20 protein-coding genes are annotated in these 22,328 nt (G+C 72.0%); 8 read left to right on the plus strand and 12 right to left on the minus strand.

What is annotated here, in order from left to right:
- A partial coding sequence (mobF, locus tag ACZ52R_RS38610; RefSeq protein ID WP_465755067.1) for a MobF family relaxase occupies positions 1 to 3,710 on the minus strand: 3,710 nt, incomplete at its 3' end.
- Positions 3,711 to 4,078: 368 nt separating this feature from the next.
- Positions 4,079 to 4,459 (minus strand): hypothetical protein, encoded by a 381-nt coding sequence (locus ACZ52R_RS38615; RefSeq protein ID WP_465755068.1) that lies wholly within the window; start codon positions 4,457 to 4,459, stop codon positions 4,079 to 4,081.
- A gap of 481 nt (positions 4,460 to 4,940) precedes the next feature.
- Between ACZ52R_RS38615 and ACZ52R_RS38620 the strand changes: the two genes are divergently transcribed.
- The 5 genes from ACZ52R_RS38620 to ACZ52R_RS38640 all read left to right on the plus strand — a co-directional run bounded on the left by ACZ52R_RS38620 (position 4,941) and on the right by ACZ52R_RS38640 (position 8,227).
- Positions 4,941 to 5,411, plus strand: a complete 471-nt coding sequence (locus tag ACZ52R_RS38620) for a hypothetical protein (protein WP_465755069.1) — start codon at positions 4,941 to 4,943, stop codon at positions 5,409 to 5,411.
- 83 nt (positions 5,412 to 5,494) lie between these two features.
- Positions 5,495 to 6,040, plus strand: coding sequence for an HNH endonuclease family protein (locus tag ACZ52R_RS38625; RefSeq protein ID WP_465755070.1), 546 nt, complete (start codon positions 5,495 to 5,497; stop codon positions 6,038 to 6,040).
- A 17-nt stretch (positions 6,041 to 6,057) separates the two neighbouring features.
- Positions 6,058 to 6,591 (plus strand): hypothetical protein, encoded by a 534-nt coding sequence (locus ACZ52R_RS38630; RefSeq protein WP_465755071.1) that lies wholly within the window; start codon positions 6,058 to 6,060, stop codon positions 6,589 to 6,591.
- A gap of 824 nt (positions 6,592 to 7,415) precedes the next feature.
- Positions 7,416 to 7,844: a hypothetical protein gene (locus ACZ52R_RS38635; RefSeq protein WP_465755072.1), complete on the plus strand. Its 429-nt coding sequence runs from the start codon at positions 7,416 to 7,418 to the stop codon at positions 7,842 to 7,844.
- An 80-nt stretch (positions 7,845 to 7,924) separates the two neighbouring features.
- On the plus strand, positions 7,925 to 8,227 hold the full coding sequence (locus tag ACZ52R_RS38640) for a hypothetical protein (protein ID WP_465755073.1): 303 nt from the start codon (positions 7,925 to 7,927) through the stop codon (positions 8,225 to 8,227).
- A gap of 102 nt (positions 8,228 to 8,329) precedes the next feature.
- Here ACZ52R_RS38640 and ACZ52R_RS38645 read toward each other — a convergent pair whose 3' ends face one another.
- Together ACZ52R_RS38645 and ACZ52R_RS38650 are read right to left on the minus strand one after the other, a co-directional pair.
- Complete coding sequence (locus tag ACZ52R_RS38645; RefSeq protein WP_465755074.1) at positions 8,330 to 9,874, minus strand: hypothetical protein; 1,545 nt, start codon at positions 9,872 to 9,874, stop codon at positions 8,330 to 8,332.
- A 528-nt stretch (positions 9,875 to 10,402) separates the two neighbouring features.
- Positions 10,403 to 12,190: a helix-turn-helix domain-containing protein gene (locus tag ACZ52R_RS38650; protein ID WP_465755075.1), complete on the minus strand. Its 1,788-nt coding sequence runs from the start codon at positions 12,188 to 12,190 to the stop codon at positions 10,403 to 10,405.
- A gap of 66 nt (positions 12,191 to 12,256) precedes the next feature.
- Between ACZ52R_RS38650 and ACZ52R_RS38655 the strand changes: the two genes are divergently transcribed.
- The gene (locus tag ACZ52R_RS38655) at positions 12,257 to 12,409 is read left to right on the plus strand and encodes a hypothetical protein (RefSeq protein WP_465755076.1); all 153 of its coding nucleotides are present in this window, start codon (positions 12,257 to 12,259) and stop codon (positions 12,407 to 12,409) included.
- A gap of 670 nt (positions 12,410 to 13,079) precedes the next feature.
- Here ACZ52R_RS38655 and ACZ52R_RS38660 read toward each other — a convergent pair.
- From ACZ52R_RS38660 to ACZ52R_RS38695, 8 genes are all read right to left on the minus strand, one after another.
- Positions 13,080 to 13,835: a hypothetical protein gene (locus ACZ52R_RS38660; protein WP_465755077.1), complete on the minus strand. Its 756-nt coding sequence runs from the start codon at positions 13,833 to 13,835 to the stop codon at positions 13,080 to 13,082.
- Positions 13,832 to 14,425 (minus strand): DNA-binding protein, encoded by a 594-nt coding sequence (locus ACZ52R_RS38665; protein WP_465755078.1) that lies wholly within the window; start codon positions 14,423 to 14,425, stop codon positions 13,832 to 13,834. The genes ACZ52R_RS38660 and ACZ52R_RS38665 overlap by 4 nt, the downstream gene beginning before the upstream one ends.
- A gap of 258 nt (positions 14,426 to 14,683) precedes the next feature.
- On the minus strand, positions 14,684 to 15,139 hold the full coding sequence (locus ACZ52R_RS38670; protein ID WP_465755079.1) for a hypothetical protein: 456 nt from the start codon (positions 15,137 to 15,139) through the stop codon (positions 14,684 to 14,686).
- A 134-nt stretch (positions 15,140 to 15,273) separates the two neighbouring features.
- Complete coding sequence (locus tag ACZ52R_RS38675; RefSeq protein ID WP_465755080.1) at positions 15,274 to 17,157, minus strand: hypothetical protein; 1,884 nt, start codon at positions 17,155 to 17,157, stop codon at positions 15,274 to 15,276.
- A 203-nt stretch (positions 17,158 to 17,360) separates the two neighbouring features.
- Positions 17,361 to 18,407 carry a hypothetical protein gene (locus ACZ52R_RS38680; protein WP_465755081.1) on the minus strand — a complete coding sequence of 349 codons (1,047 nt, stop codon included), beginning with the start codon at positions 18,405 to 18,407 and terminating at the stop codon, positions 17,361 to 17,363.
- Between the two features lie 247 nt (positions 18,408 to 18,654).
- Positions 18,655 to 19,257 carry a hypothetical protein gene (locus ACZ52R_RS38685; protein WP_465755082.1) on the minus strand — a complete coding sequence of 201 codons (603 nt, stop codon included), beginning with the start codon at positions 19,255 to 19,257 and terminating at the stop codon, positions 18,655 to 18,657.
- 167 nt (positions 19,258 to 19,424) lie between these two features.
- Positions 19,425 to 19,982 (minus strand): hypothetical protein, encoded by a 558-nt coding sequence (locus tag ACZ52R_RS38690; RefSeq protein WP_465755083.1) that lies wholly within the window; start codon positions 19,980 to 19,982, stop codon positions 19,425 to 19,427.
- Positions 19,983 to 20,070: 88 nt separating this feature from the next.
- Entirely contained in the window at positions 20,071 to 20,430 is a 360-nt protein-coding gene (locus ACZ52R_RS38695) for a hypothetical protein (RefSeq protein ID WP_465755084.1), read from the minus strand.
- Between the two features lie 563 nt (positions 20,431 to 20,993).
- Between ACZ52R_RS38695 and ACZ52R_RS38700 the strand changes: the two genes are divergently transcribed.
- Both ACZ52R_RS38700 and ACZ52R_RS38705 read left to right on the plus strand, forming a co-directional pair.
- On the plus strand, positions 20,994 to 21,287 hold the full coding sequence (locus ACZ52R_RS38700; RefSeq protein ID WP_465755085.1) for a hypothetical protein: 294 nt from the start codon (positions 20,994 to 20,996) through the stop codon (positions 21,285 to 21,287).
- A 76-nt stretch (positions 21,288 to 21,363) separates the two neighbouring features.
- Positions 21,364 to 21,936 (plus strand): hypothetical protein, encoded by a 573-nt coding sequence (locus ACZ52R_RS38705; RefSeq protein WP_465755086.1) that lies wholly within the window; start codon positions 21,364 to 21,366, stop codon positions 21,934 to 21,936.
- Positions 21,937 to 22,328 lie beyond the last annotated feature (392 nt).

Raw genomic sequence — 22,328 nt, forward strand, 5'->3', positions numbered from 1 at the left:
CGCTCAGCCGGGGCCTGGTCGACGTCGACCGCGGCGCCGTCCACCACCACCTCGTCCACCTCGGCGGCCGGCTCCGCGAACTCGGCGGCCTGCTCCTGGTCCTCGCTCTCGGCCTGGGCCAGGGCGTGCGCGACCGCGCGCAGATCCTCGTCCGCGAGCTCGGCGTGGGGCCGCTCACCGCGCACCGGCCGACGCTCGGCCGGGGCCTGGTCGACGTCGACCGCGGCGCCGTCCACCACCACCTCGTCCACCTCGGCGGCCGGCTCCGCGAACTCGGCGGCCTGCTCGTCGGCGGCGCGGACGGCGGCCAGTGTGGCGGCTTCCCGCTCGGCCTCCACGATGCGGTCCACGCGCCATGCGAGCACCACGGGAAGCTGTTCCGCGTCAGTCAGGGAGCGGGCTGACACCGCGCGATCCAGCACCGCGGCCGGGTCCAGTCCGGCCGCGGCAGCGTCCGCCAGGGCCTCGTCCAGTGCCGCGTACGCCGGGTGCGCCAGCACCGCGTCCGCGTCTACCGCGTACTCGGTCAGGACGTCGCGCACGGCCGCGGCGAACATCGGAGGGACTGCGGGTGTGGCAGCGGGCACCGGCCCGGTGGGCATCGGCTGGCGCGCCGCCGGCACCGGCCGGGTGGCGGCCGCGGGCGTCGGCTCTGCTGGTGTCGTGGGCGGCTGGATGAGTGGTTCCAGCGTCTCGCCAAGCTCGGTGACAATCAGTCCCTCTTGGCCGTCGTTGGCGTCCAGCTGGGCGGCGTACGCGGCTAGGGCGCGGTCCATCGCCTCGGCGTCAGACGCCGGGTCGCCAAGGGTGAGCCGGGTCTCTTCGTCCTCCATGTCGGCGCGCGGAAGGAACAGCCGGACGGACACCCGGTCACGGGACAAAGCGGTGTAGGCGCCGTTAGCTGCCAGCCCCGGCCCGTACACCAGAGCATCACTGACCGTCAGTCCTTGAGCCTTGTGCACGGTCATGGCGAGACCGTGGGAGAGGCCTCCGCCTGCGATGTACTCGGGCTCCAACCACTCGCGGACGAGCCGGTGCCCGCCGCCGTCGACCTTCTCTCGCCACTCGACCAGCACGCGCCGCTGGCTGTCGACCTCGACCACCACGCCGCGGTAGCCGTTCAGGACGTCGGCGGCGTCTCCGCCCCTCCACGCGCGGTAGTCGTTGCTGCGGATCATCACAATGTCGCCGGTGGTCAGGGCGAGCGTGCCGCCGCCGGCCAACCGGTACTCGACGTCCGGGCCGGTGAGCTCGCCAAGCTCGCGCCGGATCGCGCGCGCGGCCACGTTGAGCTCGTCCACGGCGGCGTTCGTGGCGGCCAGCATGAGGGTGCTTGCGATCTGGTCGTGTACCGCGTCGCCGGGGTTCCTGATCTGCTGCCAGGCCACCAGCATGGCCGCCATGGCCTCGCTGCGGGTGTCGGTGACGACGATCCGGCCGCGGTCGGCGTAGGCGCGCAGAGCTTCGCGCCGCTCGCCATCGCGCCACATCTGCAGCGCCGCCCGCTCGATGGTGTCGCGCTGCCGATAGTTGGTGGCCAGGGTGTGCCCGCCAACCACCTGGTGCACCGCGGCGAAGGCGCCGCCGACGCCGGGAGACTGCAGCTGTAGCGGGTCGCCGATGCCGACAATTTTGGTGCCGGTGGTGCTCGCGTGGATGAGAAGTTCGGCGAGCTGGCGGTCATCGATCATGGCGGCTTCGTCCAGCACAAGCACGTCCACGCCGACCAGTCCGCGGGTGCCGCCGCTCTGCCGGATGCGCTGCAGTAGCAGCGCCAGGGTGCTGGACTGGATGCCGGCTTCGGCCCGGAGGTTGGCGGCCGCCACCGCTGCCGTGGACGCGCCGAGGACCACGCGGCCCTGAGCCTCCCACGCGAGCCTCGCCACCTCCATGATGGTCGTCTTACCGGCGCCGGCGACGCCCACCACGGCGTCCACGCCGTGCCCGTCGACCAGGATTCGCCGCAGCACGGCGAGCTGTTCGGCGGACAGCACGAACCCCGGCTTGTCGGCCTGCTGGATGGCCTGGTAGGTGGAGACGGCCATCTGTAGCGTGGGTTCGTCCACCACGGCGGTGCCGCTGTTGAAGCGGCCGCGGGCCTGCGCGAGGATCGTCCGTTCGGCGGCCACAATGTCGGCGGTGGTGTACCGCGCGGTGTTGCTGAGGTGGGCCGGTAGCCGCTCGTCCAGCCGGATTGTCAGGCCTCGATGGGCTAGCACGCGGTCCGTCAGCTCCTCGACCTGGGCCAGGCTCTGCACGCCGGTCGGGATGGCGTCGGCGATGGCCGCCAAGGCCTCCGCGCGCGTGAAATCCTTCCTATGACTGGTCAGTCCCTCATCGGTGCGGAACACCCACCGGGCGATGCCGTCGATGTCGAACGCGTCGCGGGGAAGTCGCGCGGGTTCGGCCTCGGCCGGCGGGGGCGTCGGTGGGGCCAGGACGGCGCCAAGGATCGCGGCCGGATCGTGGCCGGCGGCCTCGGCCTCGGCCTGCCAGTAGGCACGCAGAGTCTCGTCCGAGGCGGACACCGCGGCCTCGTCCTTGCGCCCGGCGACGACTGCGGCCGCGGCATGCTGCTGCTCGGTGGTGGTCTCCTCGAAGGGGATGCCAAGGGCCTCGAACAGCGCGCGCACCTCGGCACTGCGCTTGGAGAACAGGCGCACGGTCTCGTCCGGGATGCCGGTGATCTGCCACACGTCGGTGTCCGGGTTGCGGTGCCACTCGATGCCCCACCGCTCGTTCGTGACGGCCCGGACTCGGGCCTGCATCAGGCTGTCGATCGCGTGCGCGTGGCGGTAAAGGTCGCGGCCGCCGGCTCCGATCGTGCCCCACTGGCCGTCTTCACCGCGGCCCATGTTGGCTAGGGTGACGTGGCCGTGCAGGTGGGGGTCACCGTAGGGGGCATCGCCCACGGGGCGGGCGCCGCGGTGGAAGTTCACCCACCCCATGAGCCCAGACGTCTGCACGCGCTCGGCGCTCTCTCCGTCACCGTGGTGCCCGCGCATTCCGTAGGCGGTCCACTCCTCGGCGGCGGTGACGGCCTCGGTCAGGGAGGCGGTGAAAACCTCCTCCAGCTCGGCGGCGAACTGCCCGTCCGCGAACGCCAACACAATCGAATAGGCCTTGGGCAAGGTGATCGTCAGGTCAAAGCCCTGGTTGCCCACCTGGACACGCTCGTTTTCGTTCTGCAGGGCCCGTTCCATGGCGGCCTGGCCGTACAGCTCGATGGTGTCCAGCTTGAGCGCATCGGCCAGCTTGGCGACGTCACCAAGGCGGACGCGGTGGGCGTCTCCGAGGCGCTGGACGCCCCGTTCCATCCGGCCGTATGTGTCCCGCTTGCGGGCGCTGGTGAACAAGTCCTGCGGCTCGACTCCGCGTTCTGCGGCAAGGCGCTGGATCGCCTCGACCAGCGGCCGCGCGGCCAGCTTACCGCTGGACGCCACGGCCATTTTGGGCTCCACCAGCCGCTCGCCGGTCACCGGGTTGACGCCCTTCATCAGGGCTCGTGCCATGTCGAACTGTTCGCTCGTCAGCTCGCTGCCGGGGGTGATCCCGAACTCACGCAGCCCGCTGCCGATCCACATCAACGGGCGTTCGTTGATGTCCATCCGGTAGGCAATTCGGGGGTCGGCCTCGGCCTCGGCGGCGGCCCGGTATTCCTCACCGTAGACGGCGGCCGGGTCGCCGGCCTTCGCGGCCGTCAGCAGCACCTGAGCGGTGCTTGCCTTGATCCGGTAGGAGTCGCCCCGGACGTCGGCCTGGTTGGATACCCGGTGCCAGATCTGGCGCTGCCGGTCGCTGCTGAACAGCTCGGCCGGGTCTACCCCGAGGGCACGGGCGTGCGCCCGGATCGCCTCGACGGCCGGGCCTGCTGCCACCAGCGAGGCGTCCGCGGTCGCACACCCGTGCCGACCCGTCAGCCGGTACTCCACTTTGGCGCCGTCCGCGTCGGCACCGAACGCGGTCACCCACGCCACGGCGACCACAACCCGCGCTCGCAGCCATGGCAACGGGGGAGCGGCCGCACGACAACGGCGGCCACTCCCTCGTCAACAGCTACGGCGTCCAGCACGCTCGGTCAGCTCGCGCCCGTCACGGCTGAGAGGACCGTAAACCGGATCGACGCTCGCACGTCCTCCGGCAGCTTCGGATCCACTCCGAGGCACTCCAGGAACGGCCGAACCCACCCCTCTGGCAGACTCTCGGCATGCTCGCTCAGCACCTGGAGCGGCATCGGGTCGGCCGGGTCCTTCACCCACCGAACCATCGCGGAAGCGTCAGCACCGGACCGGCCAGCGGCCAGCAGATAGCGGGAAAGAAGCATGCGCCCGCTCGACTGCCAGGGCTCGGCCCCGGCCTCTCCGGATGCACTAGTGATCAGCTCGGCGGCCACCTGCTCGGCCTTCGCCGGCTCCGCGCACTCGCGGATCACCTCGGACGTCAGAACGTCCTCGATCATCGTCGCAACCATCGCTTGTCGTTCCCCTTCCTGATCCAAGATCAGTTAGCGAAGCGTATCGTCACAGAGTGACGATACCTTAGCACTGTAAATGATCTTGATCTTTTGGCCTTGCTTGTCCGGGGTGTGGGGCAGCGCCCCTAGGGAGGGTGCCGGGGGAAGGGCCGCTAGCGCTGAAAGCGCTTGGTAGTGACCTGCTGCAGATGTGAGGGTGAGGTGGCCGTGAGAAGTGGCGAAACGGTGGCTAGGTCCACCTGGTGATGACGGGATACGTACCGGTCGGCTTGTAGGTGGAGAGGGGCCGTTGCGGTCCGGCCGGCCACGGTTGCGCCCGGTCGGCCCCGGTATCCGGCTAGGATCGGTGCCCGCACCCGCGCTGCCCGGTCCGCGACCGGCCTCGGGGTGCCGAGTGAAACCGCTAGAAACCTCGGCGGTGAATCTGCCCGCCTGGCCGTGCTGCGGCGGGCTACGATCTGGTGCTATGGCAGATGAGACAGAGGTTCTGACCGTCGCTGAGATGCGGCGGCGCCGGAAGGCGCGCGAAGCACTGGACGACCGAGTGAAGAACATGACGGACTCGCTGGTGGTCACCAGCCGGAAGGCGGCGGCGGACGCTGCCACCGCTAAGACGGCGGCGGACCTGGCGGCCGCCGAGGCGCTGGCCGTGGCCGCCCGGCTCTACGGCTCCGCAGAGGATGTGACGGAGCTGACCGGCATTCCGACGGCTGAGGTGGAACGCGCCGTCAAGGCAGTGACCGCGGCCCGCGTCAAGGTGCTACTTGGCGAGCTCCGCGCCGAGGCCGAGGCCCGGGTGGGCGGGTCGAGCCGGACCGCGCGGCGGCGGGCCACCGTTCCCCCGCCGGCTGGCGAACCGACCCCTGACGGTGATGCCGAGGCGGCGCCGTCGGCGGGGGCCGAGGCCGACGACTCCGAGGCCGCGACCGCAGGTTGATTCTGGAGCCCGCGGGCGGCGGGGCGGCGGCCGGTGAACCGGCGCCGGCCTCGTCGGCCTCCGGGGCCGAGTGAGGGGGAGTGGTGAGCGACCAGCCGGCCAAGTTGGGCCCGTGGCTGCGGCCGCCCCTGGCCGACCCGAAAACGTGGCGGCGGTTCGAATCCAAGGTGGTCCGGACCTCCGGCTGCTGGGTGTGGACGGGGGCAATCTCCGACGGGTACGGGCTGTTCCACGATTCCGCGTACGCGGTCGGCGGCCGCTGGCCGACGGTGCGCGTCTCCCGCTGGATCTGGTCTGCCTACAACGGCCCTCTAAAGTCCTGGCAGGTGGTCCTCCATGAGTGTGATACTCCGCTCTGCGTCCGCTACGAACCCGAGCGGCAGCACCTGTCCGCCGGCACCCAACTGGACAACATCCGGATGGCCGCCGGCCGGGACCGGATGACCAACCCGGGCCACCTCGGACGGGCCGACGCTCGGGGGCCGCACGGGCAGTCACTGGCCATCCGAGCGGCCATGCTGGCCGCGGTGGCCGACGGCACCACCGACCCCGACCAGCTGGCCGAAATCCTGGCCGCGGTCATAGCCGCCGGTGACCCGCGCCACCCCGGGCAACAAACCCTCTTCTAACCCTCCCTGGAGAACCCGTGAGCGTCGCACCTCTGACGGATGCGGAACTCGCGCTCGTCACCGACCTGCGCGGCATGCTGGCCCTGTCGCCGGACCCGCAGCCGGGCTTCCGATACAGCACCGTGTTCGACCTCCTGGTGGACGTGGGGCGCCTCTTCACCCCCCGCCCCTGGCCGGACGGCCCGGTGCCGGGAGAACCGGGCCGGTGCTACGTCGATTCGGTGTCCTGGGCCTGGGGCTCACCCGACGGCCTGGCGTACGTGGAAGGGGTCGCGTGGACCGGCTTCTATCCGCTCGAACACGCCTGGTGCGCGGACTCGGCCGGCAACGTCCTCGACCCGACGTGGACCGATCCGGCCGGCGCCTACCTCGGGCTGCCCGTCGTGGCCGAGGCGGCCCAACGGCTGATGTTCGAGCACTCGGGCCCATTGCTCGCGCACGGGCACGTCACGGAGGAGTGGCTGCGCCACGGCGTCCCCGGCGAGCTCCTGGTGGACGTGGGCCGGCCGATACCGCGGGACCTGCCCCCGCCGGTTCTGCAGGGCTCCTGACGGCCCGTCCGCGCCACCACTGTGAGGTGACTCTGTGACCGACCAGACGACCATCCCCCGCCCGTCGGCTGCACCGTTCGGGAGCGTCCCCGTCGGCTCCCCTTCGGCCGCTGCTGCAGCTTCCCCGGCCGAGGGCGCCGTGCCGTTCGGGGCCGTGCCGACCGGCGCCCGCTCCGAACCCGCCGCCCGGCCGGCTTCCGCCCGGGTTCGGCCGCCGGCCGGCCCGGTTCGTCGGCGGGCCTGGCTGCTGGCTGCAGCGCCCGTGCTCGCCGTGCCGCTGGTGGTGCTGGCGGCGGCCGGGGCGGGCGAGCTCGCGCCGCCGTCACAGCCGGCCCTGCAGCCTGCGCCCGCTGGCCTGCGGCCTCCGCTGGCCCTCACGGCGGCGGCCGCCCCGGCCACCTCAACCGCGGCACCGGTGCCGACCGCCCCGCCGACGGTCACGGCCCCGCCGGAGGAACCTGCGGACCGTCAGACCGAGGGCGGCAACGGCGAGCCGAACGCCTCGGCCACGGCGCCGCCGGGGCGCGCGCACACCCCCCGGCCGTCCCGGCCGGCCAGGCCGAGCGAGAGACAAACCGAGGCGCGACCCGCGCCCGCACGTCCGGCGCCGCACAGCCCTCCGGGGGCCGGCTCGGGGAACCTCTGCTCGCTGGCCGAGCGGGAGGGCCAACTACCACCCGACGTCGTAGCCCTGTGCCGCTCGGTGTACGGCTAACCAGAGAGAAGGAATCGACGTGACAGAACTCGACACAACAGCTTCACCGAGCGGCACCCCGATGGGCAGCCGGCCGCCGGCCCGGGTCCGGTTCGCCGGGGGGTGGGTAGTGGACGTGATGGACTGGCACCTGGCCGAATCCGGCACCGGGGGCGGCGCCTCCGGCCCGACCTACAGCCGGCTGTCCGGGACCGTCGCCCCTGGCACCGCTCTGCCATACGCACACGGGGTGCTGGCGAGCGTCGACCTGGCCGAGGGGGTGGCCCTCGACTGCTACGGTCGGTCGGCCGGCGCGGTGGTCAGCCGACCGCTCGACGGCGGCCGCGACCACCTGACGATTGCGTTTGTCGCCTGCCCGCTGGCCGAGGCCGGCACGGATCGGGTTCCGGCGGCCGATTCGCCGCTCTGCCCGCTGTGCCAGGGCAACCCCGACGGCAACAGCCCCGCGTGTGCGATCTGCGCCGCTGAGCGTGAGCGCAACGCCGCGATCACGCCGGAAGACTGGGCACGGCTGGCCGACCTCCACCGGGCCCCGTGAGAGTGACCACCCGTCGGTGAAACCGCTAGAAATGGAAGGGGTGCCCGATGGCCGATACGTTCCCACGCACTGACGGATGGGTGACCCGAATTCCAGACGTGAACGCCGTGGTCAACTCGGCTACGACAAGCTGGTGGTACCCGGTCGCCGTGCTGCTGATCCTCGCAACCAGCATGGGCGCCACCAGGGACGGCGGCGCCGGCTGGAACGGCCCGCGGGCCTGGTTGTTCCCGGCCGCTGCCAGCCTGGCCATGCTCCTGGTGCCGCTCGCCGTCCGGCTGGTGCTCGGCGGCCCGCTGGTCGTCGGTGTCTGGTGGCAGTTCAGCGCGTGGGCCTGCGTGGCCGTCGCGCTCACCGGGCGTCGCCTGTACCGCGCCCGGTGAACCGGCCCCCGTTTCTAGCGGTTTCACCGCCGAGTGTGGGGCGGTGGGTGCTGTACCCCACCGCCCCACACTCGGTGCGCTGAGCGGGCGGACCACAGGGGTTTACGCGTTACCCGGCTCGTCGGACAGATCGACGGCGGACAGCTGCCCGGGGCCCGGTTCCGGACGCTTCGTCTTGTCGTCGTCGTCGCCCTTCTTTGACTTCTTCGCCGGCCGGGGCGACTTCGCCACCTTGGCCGGAGTACCGGTGTCCGGCTGGTCGGCCGTCACGGCGTCGGCGGCCGGGGCGGTCGGCGCGCCGGCTCGTGCCGCTTCGACGGCAGCCAGGGCCTGCGCCTGGACAGCGACCTGGGCGGCGAGCTCGTCCCGCTCGCGCTCGGCGTTCTTCTGCTTCTGCTCGGCGGCGGCCACTTGCTCCTCGGCCTTCTTCTCGGCCGCGGCCGCCCGCTCCTCGGCGAGCCGGCGGAGTTCGACGGCCACCGCCTCGGCCTGCCTGGCCGTACCAGCGTCCGCCACCGCGGCGGCCTCGGCCACCTTGGCCTCGTCCCGGCTCCGCTCGGCCAGGACCCGCAGCCGCTCGGCCTCGTCCCGCCCGGCCTCCGCCTCCCGCTGCCGACCCTCGGCCTCCTGCTGAGCGCCCACCGCGGCCTCGGCCACCTCCCGCGCCTGCTCGGCCTTCTCCACCGCGGTGTTCTTCTCGGTCTCGGCCTCCTGCTGCTTCTGGTGGGCCCGCTCGGCGGCGGCGGTGGCGTCGACGGCCTGGCGCCGGTACTTCTCTGCCTCGGCCTTCGCCTCCTCCACCTTCTGCTCGGCGGCGGCCACTTGCTCCTCGGCCTTCTTCTCGGCCGCGGCCGCCCGCTCCTCGGCGAGCCGGCGGAGTTCGACGGCCACCGCCTCGGCCTGCCTGGCCGTACCAGCGTCCGCCACCGCGGCGGCCTCGGCCACCTTGGCCTCGTCCCGGCTCCGCTCGGCCAGGACCCGCAGCCGCTCGGCCTCGTCCCGCCCGGCCTCCGCCTCCCGCTGCCGACCCTCAGCCTCCCGCTGAGCAACCACCGCCGCCTCGGCCACCTCCCGCGCCTCCGCGGCGTCGGTGGTCGCCTCGTCGCGCTGGGCGGCGGCCGTACGGCGCCGTTCCTCGGCCTGCTGCTGGGCCTCTTCGGCGGCGCGCTGGGCCGCCACGGCGGCTTCGGCCCTTTCCTCCGCCGCGGTCCTGGCTGCAATGGCGGCCGCGGCCGTCGCGTTCGCCTGCGCGACCGCCTGGGCGGCCTCCGCCTTCGCCGACGACAGTCGGGCCTCGATCCCCTGGGGGCTCGTCACCGACCGGATGGCCTCCGCGAGATCACCCCCGACCTGCCCGAGGCGCTTGACGACCTCCTCAACCCGGATCACCTGGCCCGGCAGACCGGGGGAGTTCATGAGGCGCTGACGCGCGGCCTTCGCCTCCTTCTGGCACGTCCCCTTGTTGTCGGTGCAGTACTCCGGCGGCCGGTGCCGCGGCGCCGGCTCGTCCTTCCCGATCGACCGGCCGCACCACCGGCACGGCTCCGGGAAGTAGCCGTACGGGGGCTCCCCTCCAACCACCCCAGGTGCCTCCACCTCGACACCGCCCGGCCCCTCCGCCCGCGGCTCCCGCCACTCGTCGGTCATCCGCTGCCCGCCTCTCCATCGCGCTCCCGGGGAGCTTCCCCGAGTGCTGATCGTCCCGCGCCACCTCGCCACGGGGGAAAATCCCAACCACTTGGGCCCACTTCGATTGGCGAAACGGCCACATCAAACGACCCGCCGTACACTGGCCGATCCATTCTACACTTTCTGACTTACCGGAAACAGTAAGTCAGAAAGTGTCTGCTCCTCCTCAGAGAGGGGATAGAGGCAGTTATCGACTTACTGTTTCCGGTAAGTCAGAAACTCCGGACTCTCTCCCCTTGATCACTTTTCGGGGTTCTCGGCTGCCTCTCCCGGTCCCTCCGCTTCCCCTGTACCGTGCACACGGTAATCTCGGGCATTCCCCATCTCGGGGGTTCAGCGGCGGTTTTCCTCCAACACCCCACGGTGCGGGTGGGAACGGTGGTTTCCTCGTCCCACTGTTGCGGGGATGCGGGTTGCCCTGGTGGCTTGCTGCGCTGAGCGTATCGCACCTGGCCCGGGATCAGCTGCAGGATTCACCCTCGCGTGTCACGCCGCCGTGCGGGCCGCGGCGAGCTCCTGGTGGACGTGCTCGCGGGCCTCCGTCCACGCCGCCATCGACTTCCCGCCCCGGCGCCGACGCGGGTACCCGGGCAGCGCCAGGCCCCCGAGGGCAGGGTTCGGCAGCATGGTGGCGTCCGGGTCGTACAGGCCCCGCTCCACCGCCCACCCTGTCCTCGCCTGCTGGTCGCTGGTGAGCCACCCGTAGGTGATCCGCTCCGCCTCGTACAGGCCGGCCCGCCACGCGCCCCGGCCGAGGGTGCCCACCCGCCGCGCCACGGTGTCCAGATCGGCGGGCAGACGCATCCAGCGGCCGGCTCGGTCCCGGGTGACCAGGCGGACCGCCACCCCCCTGTACAGGTGCTTGCGGACCGCCTGGGGCGACAACCCGGTGACGGTGCAGAGCTCGCGCGTCGTGGCGCCCCCCAACGGGATTTCAGAGATAATCAGGGCGGCCGTATCCCCCAGACCCTGCCAGTCGAACGCGTCGTGGGCACGGAGCTGGACCTGAGCCTGCAGAGTCCGGTAGGTGGGTGGCTGGGGGGGAAGTACTAGTGTCCCATTCGGGACTGAGGTGATTTCAGAGGTGGAGGGGGAGACAGTGGCCTCCTCGGGAACGGTCAGCTCGTAGGTGTTCCCCCGGCGGTGGTCGACGTCGGCCAACCGAAGCCACCCCCCCGTGATCAGCAGCGCAATCGTCCGGTGCACGGTGGACTTGCTCATGCCCGCTGCGATCGCCCACCCGCGGACGCTGCCCCGGAGCTCGACCCGCTGAGTGGCCAGGGCGATACTCGCGACGTAGGCGAGCAACTGCCGGGCGTGGACGCCCTCGCGGCGCGGCCACCCCCGCCCGTACATGGCGGCCAGCACCGCGTCCACCCGGTCCTCGACCGCGGCGGTCTGCTGGGGGTCCTCCTCCTGCGGCGCCGGCTGCTGGTCGCCGACCTGCAGCCGGGCAGCGTCCCAGAACGTCAGGATCTCGTCCGTCACCTTGTCGGCGTCGCGCCGCTCGAACCGGTGGGACCGGCCGCGGGCGAGCTCGGCGAACCGGCACGGGCACTCGTCGGAGTGCTTCCTGCGGGCCCGATCCCCTCCCATGTACCGCGCGTCCCGGCACCGCTCGGCGAACTGCTCGTAGGACCAGCCGTGCCGGACACACACGATCGCCAGGGCCGCCAGAAGCTCGGACCGCTTGGTGCTGCCGTAGTCGGCCGCCACCGGCGCCCGGGTGCCCTCGACCCAACCGCGCTCCCACCGGCGGGGAAGCGGCCGGCGGATCGTTAGCGCGTCCTCGTTCGCCGCCTGCTGCTGGGCGAGCCGGCGGCGGGCCCACTCCCGGTCCTGCTCGATGACGCCGGCCGCCTCGGCGAGCCGCGGCCACACGTCGGCGTCGTTGCCCTCCTGCAACGCGGCCAGGGCCTGCAGCTCGTCCCCCACCACCTCGCTGCGGCCGCCGGAACGGTGCGGCGACAGCGGCGGACGGATCGCGCACAGCCGCGACCGCGACAGTGGGGCGGTGTCCACCACATCGGCGGTGAGCCGCTTCAACGCCCGGCCGAACGCCACCGCCTCGACGGGATCGACGCCCTGGGGGAACGTCAGCAGGAAGTGGGTGCGCTCGCCCCGGCCGGTGGATCGGGTCTCGGCGTACCTGGCGCCGGCCGCCTGGAGGATCGCGCGGACCTTCTCGCGCTCCGGCGGCACCGGCCTGCCTGCCTTGCCGTCAAGGTCCACCGGGATGGTGCGGAACCGGCCGTCGCCGTACTGCTCGCGCACGTGGACGGCGTACGGCTGACGCTCCGGCAGCACCTTCGGCCAGGCCCGGCCGTCGTACTCGTTCTCATGCCGACCGCGCCGCGTACGGCGCGCAACCCGCAGCCGGGCGGTGTCTCCGGCCAGCGCGCGCGCGAACGCCAGGGCCAGAAAACCGGCCCGATAGTTGTTCAGATGTTCGATTTGCAGGGCGGAATTATCGACAAAGAGACCCCCCTTTGACACACCGGTGCCAGGGATGGGGGTTCCGCCGCTGCTGGTCTGCGCTACGATTGCAGGGCTCCAGAGCGTAAAAGGGCGCCGACTGGCCTAGGAAACCGGCCGTCGTCTGAGTCGCTTTGTGGGTGGTGTGGGGAATCTCAGCTGGGTTGTGGTGACCTGGGAGGCTGAGAACCCGTGATGGCTTCGGAGACCCACCCCCGGTTAGGAAGTGCCGGGGGACGTGCGTCCGAGCCTGGTCCGCTACGTCATGCTGCTGCCTCCTCGTGAGTGCCGGCCGGTCGTCCCTCGCCGTTCTCCAGTGCCTGCAGCGCTCGGCGCACTACTTCGGCACCGGACACACCCATGGACCGAACCAGGGCCTCAAACTTCGGCCTGAGCGGGTCCCCTGGGGGCAGCGTGACGACGGCACGGATCGTCTTGTCCGGGGCAAACTCCCCCGTCCGTCCGCGCTGCTGCTGTCCACGTCCTGCCATAACCATGATCCTAGACCGGCCGGAGGGTGTGGCACACAAGAATCGCCCGAGACGCGCGGCATTTCTGTGCCACAAGTGGAAAGGTGTACCTCTTTAGGTGATTTGGCAGGTTGTCGGACTGACAGGCCGTGTCTGTCGATCATGGGGCACTTGGCCATCCTTCTGAGGCGGCCACCCCAAGGCATGAGTACGGGTACTCAACTCCTGGTTTCTTCCTCGGCGGCAGGCTCAGGCTTGGCGGGCTGGAACGGGGCCCAACAGCGACCGCAGACCAACGGCCCGTCCTCCCACGACCGCGGGGTGACCTGGAGGGTACGGGGCTTGGGGCACTGGCAGCTGACGGAGAGGCGGCGGCCGGCCCGGTTGCCGGGAAGGGTGGGCGGCCGTTCGATGGGGCGGGCCTCTTCGCCGGTCCGGCCTTCTAGGTAGGGGAGGCCGGCGGCGTCCAGCTCGGCCACCGTGGCCCGGTACCGCTCGGCGGTCTCGTCGGGCAGGGTCATGAACGACCAGCCGTGGCGGCGGTCGATCTGCTCGGGGGCCTGCAGCCCCAACTCCTCGGCGAGCCCGCGGTAAATCCCGTTGTGGTACCGGCGGCCGTTGGACGTGTCGCTGAGAGCTCGTGCGTGGGCGAGTGCGTGGGCGCCTTCGTGCAGCAGCACCCGCAGCACCGCGCGGCCGCCGGAGCGGATCAGCTCGCCGGCCACGAACAGCTCGGCGGCCCGGCCGGTCGGCTCGGTGGGCGCCACCCACCGGCCGGCACCGAAGTGCCCCAACCGGTCACCGCCGTGCTGGCGCTTCGTGCCGGTGATCATCACGACGGGCCGGATCTGCGGGTGCCGGGCCCGGATCTCCTCCCACGCGGCCTCAAGGGCGGTGACGATCGCCGACCCGTGCCGTCCGTGGTGCTGCTGCCCGTCGTCGTCCTGGTCGTACTCGACCTCGGGGCCGGTCACTCGCTGAGTTCCTGGGCCCGGACCACCGTGCGCTCGGCGGTACGCGCGCTGATGCCGTACCGCGCCGTCAGCTCGGCGACGGTCACCGGGGGTCGCTCGCCCCGCTCGGCGGCCGCGAGTTCGGCGGTCACCTCGGCGGCTCGCACGTCGGTGGGCCGCTCGCGCGGCTGGCGGTTCTTGCTGCCGGGGGTGCGGCCGCGGTACGCCTTGGGTCGGTCGCGCCGCTCTTCGGCGACGGACCGGCGCCAGAACCGCCGGCCGGCTCGCTCGGTGCCCGCGTCCATCCGGCCGTCCGAAGCCTCGTCACGGATCGTACTGGCGCTCACTCCCACCACGGCGGCCACCTCGGCGTCCGTCAACAGGTCGTCGGGGTGGGGCTCGGGGTCCTTCTCCAGCTTGGGAACCGGCTCGCCGGCGAGGAACGCCCGCACCTGCGCAACGTCGTACAACAGCGGGCGCCTGCTGCCGGGCAGCGCGGGGACGGCCTCGGCGAACTCGGCGTGGCGGGTGCGGCGCCACGTCGACAGCGGCGTGTGCGCGAGCTTGGCGACTCCGGCCACGTCGACGGCGTCTCGGCCGTGCTGGATCATCGGGGGTGTACTCCTCGGTCGGGGACGGCTGCGGGCCGTCGTGGTGCTGGTGGTGAGCGTACGGGCTGGACGGCGGGGCCGAGGCGGCGCCACCGTCGGGCTAGACTGGGCAGCGCTCCTTGAGCCCTTCGGGGCCGTTGGTGGGAGCACTCGGGCCGGTGGATGCCGTCACCCTTCGGGGTGTACCACCGGCCCTCTCTGTGCCCAGACGTACGGCGGCCGCTGCCGCGCGGGGCGGCAGCGGCCTGGTGCCGGTTCCTACGCCGCGGTGCGCTCGCTCAGCTCCACCTCGGCGGCGAACAGCGCGCGGGCGGCCACGAACAGCTCGTCCGGGTCGACGCCGTGGGCTTCGGCGGCGTCGACCAGCGCGGCCAGTAGCGCGGCGCACTGGTCGACCTCGACGGCTCGCAGCACGGTGACGCTGTGCTCGACACCGGGCCGGCCCTCCCTGATCTCCCGGGCGGCGAGCCAGAGGTGGGCGGCCGTGATGCGCCCGCTGGTGAGGTGGAACAGGTCGGCCAGCAACGCGCGGAAGTCGCGCGCGGTCTGCCGGTAGGTGGTGAACGGGCGGGCGCCGGTGGCGCTCTGCAGGGCGGCGGTGCCATACCGGATGCGGTCGCCGGTGGTCAGCGCCAGCATGTCGTCCGGCGCCGTGTTGTTGTAGGTGGCCAGGGCCAGGGCGGCGCGCTCGCCGGGAACGGGGGTCGTAAACATCGGTTTCCCCTTCGGGGTCGGTGCGTTGGTGGGGTGGTGCCTGGCTCGGTGCGGGTGCCGTTCCCGCTGCCGTACCAGGGGTCTGGGGTGCCGGGGGCGGCCTCGCTCGACGGGCCGCCCCCGCCGGGTGCGGCCTACGCGGCCAGGGTGAACCGCTCGGTGGGCTGGGCCTCGCGCTCGGAGTGGTACGCGGCGAGTTGGGCGCGGTGGAAGGCGAGTTCGTTGTCACTGCACCCGGAGCGCAGGGCGGTGAAGGCGCGGTGGGCGGCGTGTCCGGCGGCGGTGAGGGTGACGGCGCTGTGGTCGCCGTCGTGCTGGAGGTACCCGGCCCGAATCAGGCCTTCGACTCGGCTCCGGGCGACGGTGCGGCCGGCGGATCGGGCGCGCGCCTTGGCGAAGGCTCGGCGGTAGTAGCGCTGGCCGTCCCAGTGCAGGTGTCCCATGTCGGCCCACGTCAGCGCGTCGGCCTCGCCCGGCTGGTGCCACAGTTCGGCGTTCAGGACGGCGTCACGGCGGCGCTGCTCGGCCTCGGTGGGCGACTCGCTCACCAAGGCCGGCTCGGTGGCCGACTGCTTGATGTCCGTCACGGCCTGGTCCTCGACGTCGGCGGCCTCGACCACCACGGGCTCGACGGCAGCCAGCGCCGCGGCGGCGCGCTCCATCTCCTCGGCCTGGTCCAGCAGGATGCGGGCGGCGGCCGGGGCGTTGAGCTCCTGGAGGATGGCGGCCTGGGCCCGGAGCTCGGCCGGCGTCTCGCGGTGCTCGGTACGCGGGGCCGGCTCGCCGTGCGGTGCCTCGCGGTACCCCAACTCCGCCTCGTCCTCGTCGCCGGCCTCGACGGCCGCGGCGGCGAGCTCGGCGGCCGCAAGCTCAACGGCTGCGATCAACTCGGCCGCGGCCTGGTCGTCGTCGGCGGCGGCCACGGCGGGCTCGACGTCGGCGAGCTCGGCCACCGGGGCCTCGACCACCACGGGCTCGACGGCGGCCGGCGCCGCGGCGGCGCGCTCGGCCTCGGCGGCCGCGCGGGCAGCTTCGGCCCGGGCCTCCGTGATGCGGGCCGCGATACGGTCGGCGAGGATCGCGCACGTCTCCAACGCGGCCTCCGTCTGCGGACGCTGCCACTGGTCCAGCCACTGGAACCAACCGTGTTCGGCGAGCGCGGCCAGGGCCGCGGCGCGGGACTGGTAGGGCAGCGGCCGGGTGGGGTCGACGGTGGCGGAGACACCGGTGGGGGTGCCGGCGGCGCCAAGGGAGTACGCCATGGTCTCGCAGAACTCACGGCGGGCGCGGGCCTCGATGCTGCGGCGCTCGGACGGGATCGCGAAGCACTCGCCGGCGTCGGTGGTGAGCCACCGCCGGACCTGCTTGCCCCACTGCAGGCTGAGGCGGTCCAGCTCGTCCAGCACGATGGGCAGCACCGCGACGTAGCGGGCGACGTCAGCCGGGGTGCCCCAAATCCGGGCGTCGGTGCGGCCGTGGCCGTAACTGAACTCCGGGATCTCGCGCCGCTCGCTGGTCGCGCGCCAGGCTCCGCGCTCGGTCTTCTCGTAGCCGGTCTCAATGTCGTACTGCCGCCACGTGCACACCCGCTCGAACTCCACCCCGTAGTACGGGGCCAGCAGCGCGGCGAGCTTGCGGCGCTCGGGGCCGCGCCTGGACGTGTCGCAGAACTCCAGCTTGGCGGTGATGCGGCGGCCGCTGCCGACCAGCGCGCCGACCAGCCGAACGCTGGCCTCGCCGCGCTTGGGCTGGTACGGGTCGGTGGCCCACGGGTGCACGGGGCGGACGGCGGCCTGCGCAAGCTCGGCGGCGGCCTCGACCTCGACCGTCAGGACGTCCTCGGCCTCCCGGACGTCGGCGAGCTCGACCGCGCGGGCCGGCATGCGGCCGGTGATGGCGGCGCCGTGCGGGAGGGTCCGGGCCGGCCGGCCGGTCACCAGCTGCAGCATGACGGGGTACTCGGCGGCCGCGAGCGCGGCGACGTCGGCGCGGGTCGGGTGGAAGCGGAGCGCGGTCACGGTGGACTCCTTGGACGAGTTGGTGGGTGGCCAGAGGTTCGGGTGCCGTTCCCTCCCCCTGTCATGTTCTAGTTTACGGCAATTGAGTTCCAGCGTGCAAGGCCTGACGGCCTGTCAGTCAAAGGAAAATTGCAGGTGAGACAGGGTTTTAGCGCGGCCGTGGCCGGGCCGCGGCTGGTTGCTGCGGCCCGGCCACGGGGGCGTCAGGAACGCTGGCTGGGGAAGGCGGGGCGGGCCGGGCCGATCGTCCCGCGCAGCCATGGGGCGGGCTGGCTGGGGATCGTCTGCGGCTCCGCCCGGAGGTAGCGCGGTTCCCAGTCGGTGACCTGTCCGCCGGCCCACTGGACCCGCTGCAGCGGCTGGGGGTCGGTGGTGGTCGTCACCATGCCGGCCGTGACACCGATCTCCCGTTCACCGCAGCACGGGCAGTCGTCCTGATACCGCCGCGTCGGGTCGCCCTCCGCGTCGTACAGGCGGACCACGCGGGTTCCGTCGGCGTGGAAGGTGGCGCCGTCGATCTCGACGGCGGCGGCGAGCTGGCGCACTTCAAGGATCGTCGCGGGGTCGCAGTACACCACCGGCTCGATGCCGGCGGGCTCGGCCTCGACGGCCCCGGGCCGCTCGGCGGCGGCCGGCTCCGTCGACAGGACGTGCACCGCGCTGCGGCCTTGCGGGTTGCGGCCGGCCTCGCGGCGGCTGAACGCACACCAGTACTCGCCGCGCTCGTCGTGGACTCGGCGCCCGCTGCCGTCCCACAGGATCGGCGTTCCGCACTGGTCGCACCGGCCGGCGTCCGTACCGGGCTGCCCCGTCGGGCGCGGCTCCTGGTAGAGGATGACCAGTCGCCAGTGCCGGAGTTCCACGTACTCGCCGGGCTGCAGCTGCAGGTCCGCGGCCGTGACCGTCCGGCGGCACTCGCCGGCGCACCGGTACGTCCTCGCGTCGCCGGGCACGGCGGCGAGCTCGCCGGCGCACTGCGGGCACCGGGCGTAGGTCAGCTGGGTGCCGAGGGCCTGATACGCCCGGCGGGTCAGGAAGTAGGCGGGGAACCCGGTGTAGCCGCGGGTCCGCGCGGCGCGGTAGGGCCGGCCGGCCTGGTCACCGACGTAGGCGTACCCCTTGGCCAGCAGGCTGTCCAGCGTGCGGCCGCTGAGGCCGTGGGGCAGGCGGCCGAGGCGGTTCCCCACGGCCTCAGCCATGGCGGCCTGCTGCACCGGCGTGCGCCGGGGGAACTTCTGGGTGGTCGTCACGGTGACGCTCCTTCGTTCGTTGGTGGGGCGCCAGGGTTCGGGTGCCGCTCCCTCCCCCTGACGCACTTTTAGATTACGGCAAATGGCGCTCACTTGCAAGCTGACTCGCGCGTTTCGCTGCGGGTTTTTGCAGGTGAGCGGGCACATGGCTGAGGCCGGACACCTCACGTCGGTGTCCGGCCTCGGGTCGCTGTTTCGCCCCGCTCGGGACGGGGGGCACGCCGCGGTGGCGTAGTGGGGTTCGCGGCTACCCGGCCAACGCCCGGAGCCGCGGCGCGAAGGGGCGGCGGTCGGCCTTCCAGGGGCGCGACTCGAACCATTCTTCGTCCGGGAACTCAACGCCAACCGGCAGTCCCGCCCGGGCCTCCTCCATGAATCGCTCGCGCCGCGACTGGAGCCGCTTCACCGCGCGTTCTGCAGCTTTCAATTGGCTCACGCCGTCGGCCCAGTCGGCGGCCGAGGCGAAGCTCTGGAGCACTCCGTCCAGGTCTTCCAAAGCCTCCTCCGTACCCAGGTGCCCCGGCCGCTCGTCGGCCTGGCGGAAGTTCGCCAGTGCTTCGCTGATCTCGTCCACCGCGGCTTCGTGCGTGTCGGCAAACGACAGGAGGAGAACCGCGTCTGCCCACGGCTCCATCGCCTCGACCATGCGACGCTGGACCTGCTCCAAGCCCTCCGCCGTCATGGTCGGAATGCGGGCTTCCGCGACCGCACTGCCGCTGTGCGTCTGCAGGTACAGGTAGCCGCCGGTGCCAGAGTTGTAGCCGTCGCCGTACGGGGTGAGGATTTCGCCGAAGGGGCCGAAGCGGTACTGCCGGGCCAGGTCTCCGGCGCCGTGCTTGATCGTGATCATGGCGTTCTCTCCCGTGGTTCGGTTGTTCGTCTTCGTGAGAATAGGGGTTGATCAGCTTCGGCCTTGACAGCTCAACGGGGCCCAACCACCGCCCCGTTGAACCCCAAGGCCGTCCGCCGTGGGCGGGGGCGGCGCTGCTGAACTCGCCGCCCCCGGCGTTGTGATGACTACGCCGCGTACTGGCCGGCGGCGAACCGGCGCCAGAACTCGGCACGCTTGGCGTCGGCGTCGCGCGCGGCCTGCTCGGCGTCCCGACGGGCCTGCTCGGCGGCGGCGCGCTCGGCCTCCCACTGCTCGTGCCGCAGCACCAAGCGCCACTCGGCGGACCGGCGGGCGTTGAACAGCTGCTGCAGCGCCATTCGCTCCGTGCGGGCCGTGCCCCTCGGGCCGGCGAACGGTACGGCCTCGTAGTCGCCCAGCCAAATGGGGTCATAGTGCTCGACGTGCCACCCGGTGCCGCGGCCGGCGGTCAGCATGATGCCCAACAACGTGCCGTCGGCCTGCTCGTAGACCATCGTGCCGCGCGGCGCGCACGACCCCCACGGGAACACCGCCTCGGTGAGCCAATCCCACTCGTCCACCTGCGCGTTGGTCATCTCGACCAACGTCAGCTCCACGTCCTCCTCGGTGAACGTGCCGGGCTCGGCGCCACGGCGGAAGTCCTGCACGGTGACGAGCCGGATCGACTTCGGGACGGGCGCGTAAAGGGGGGACAGGCTTCGCATCGTGGGTGCTCCTTCGGGTGGTGGGCGTTGGTGGGAGGCAGTGCCCCGGGGCAGGTGCCGACCGGCCCCGGGGCTGTCGTGGTGGTAGTCAGCTGCGCTCGACGGTGAAGCGGGCCGGCCAGTTGCGGCGGGCGCCGTAGACGGTGCGGGCGTAGACGTGGGCGGCCTCGACCAGGTGGGCGCCGATCCGCCGGTGGAGCACGGGGGCGAGGGACACCGCGCGGCCGTCGTGGTCGGTCGGCATCAGCTTGCTGCGGCCGCCGTTGTTCATGAACACCATCCGGGTGGTGTCGCGGTGGCCGCGGTCTGCGGTGGCGAACAGGCGGGCCTTGGCGGTCTCCACCTCGTCGGGCAGGTAGCCGGCGCAGTCGGGCCAGCACGGCTCCTCGGTGTAGCCGAGGAAGTTACCGCCGCACTCGCACGACTCCTGCCACACGATGATGTCCACTGCTGCCTCCTGGGTTGTTGGTGGGAGTTGAGAGGGTCTGGGTGCCGTTCCCGCCCCCCTCTCGACATCATTTAGTTTACGGCAAATGACGTTCAATGGCAAGGTGGCTAGGCTTCAAAAGGCCTGGTCGGGGCGGGTTTTTGCGCCGTGGTGAGCGCTCGGCACGCGGCCGGCCGACCACCCGCCCCAGGGTTCGGGCTGAGCGGGGGTCTTCCCTCCGAGGGCGGCAGGCTCCGCCCTTGCATGGGTTCCCGGGGGCCGGAGGAGGATCGGGCTTGCCCGACCGCGCTTGCGCGGCGCGAGCTTGCGAGCGTCCTCCGTAGGTCCCCGGGGTTCCATGCGAGCCTCCGGTGTCGCCCTCGGGGGGAAGACCCCCGCCGGTCCGGACCCGCACCACGACGCACGGTGCACCCGTGCACAGACGCCCCCTCCCCTCTGCTGGGTGGTCCGCGCCGGAGGCGAATCGCCCTGACCCGCACCGATGCACCCTCCCGCCGAAAGTCGACGCCACGGGGTTGACGGACCGTGAGCCTTCGGTCACCTGGCTGTGCCAGGCTGGGGCTGTGCACGGCGAGTACATCCCCGAAATCCTGGCGCGGCTGGAACAGGCGGCCGGTGGGTGGTTGACCCCGGCGTCAGGCCCGCTGGTCCTCGGCCAGCTGGTGCCCGCGATGCAGGCTGCCGCGGCCGCCACCTCCGGCCAGACCTCCCGACAGTGGGCACACGCAGCCAACGCCACCTCGGCCCGGCTTTGGGTGGCCGGCGACGTCGGCGCCGACCGCGACTTCTGGGAAGACCTGCACGCCACCGTGGCCCAGGCCGCGGCCGCACAGCCGCACACCGCCACCGTGAACTGATCATCAATCACCGCCGCCCGGCTTCGCGCCGCCGGGAACTTAATGGATCTCCATAGATTTTTCTGAGGAGGAGCAATTGGAGAAAAGGAAGATCACCGTGTGCATTACGGCCGCTCAGGCGGGCCAGCTTCTGTTGCGTGAGCGGCAGCACCGGGCGGAAAGAATCGCTTATCGGGAGGAATTGGAGAGGGAGGGGATGAGCCGGCTGGAAGCGCGGTTGGAGGTGGCGCGGGTGCAGGCGGATTGGTGGCCTCCGGCGGAGGAGCTGGTGGCGGCGTCGGTGCGCCGACGGCTGGAGGAGGAGGACTTGGCGGGGCCGTGGGCACCACTTCGGGAGGAGGAGGAATTGGAGATGGAGCTATCAGGCCGGTGGCCGGGTCCGCGCGTCGGAAGCCTGAGACAGCGTAACTATGCCCTGCCATCTGACCTGGTGACACGGCTGCGGACAGCCTCGTGGCGGGTGAGTGAGGGGCCGTTCCGGGAGCTGAACCGGCTGGGCATCCGCCTGGCGGTGGACACGCCAGAGGAGTTGTGGGAGGTCCGCGAGGACCTGGTGGCGCGGCTCTACTCGCCGGCCCGGATTGTGCGGGAGGCCTTGGACCTGTACCCGCGGGGCGCGAGCGGGCCCCGCGAGTCGGCACCGGAGTGAAATTAATGGATCTCCATTAGGTCCTGCCTATCCGCGCGCGCTAGAGATAAGGCACGTTTCGGATTCAGGTTCGGTTTTCCTGAATTACTTGCATTGCGCGCGCTTTGCCGGTATCTCTGTTGGTGTGCTTCGTTTTCCTGGAAAGGAGTTGGCATGGTGTCGAACAATGGTTTGGTACCGCGTGGGGAGCCGCGGCGGTTGGACGGCGGGGTGCCGGTGTACGACTCGGGGAAGGCGCCGGCGGGGCTGCGGACGAAAACGCAGCTCGGCGAGCAGTACCGGTTGCGGCTGGCGCCGGGTCAGCTGCCAGTGGCGTACGTCATCACGGAGTACTACGCGAGTGGGCGGCGGTACGAGCAGCGGGCGTTGTACGACCCGGCGGGGGCGGTGAG

The sequence above is a fragment of the Kitasatospora sp. NPDC034023 genome (assembly GCF_055575795.1).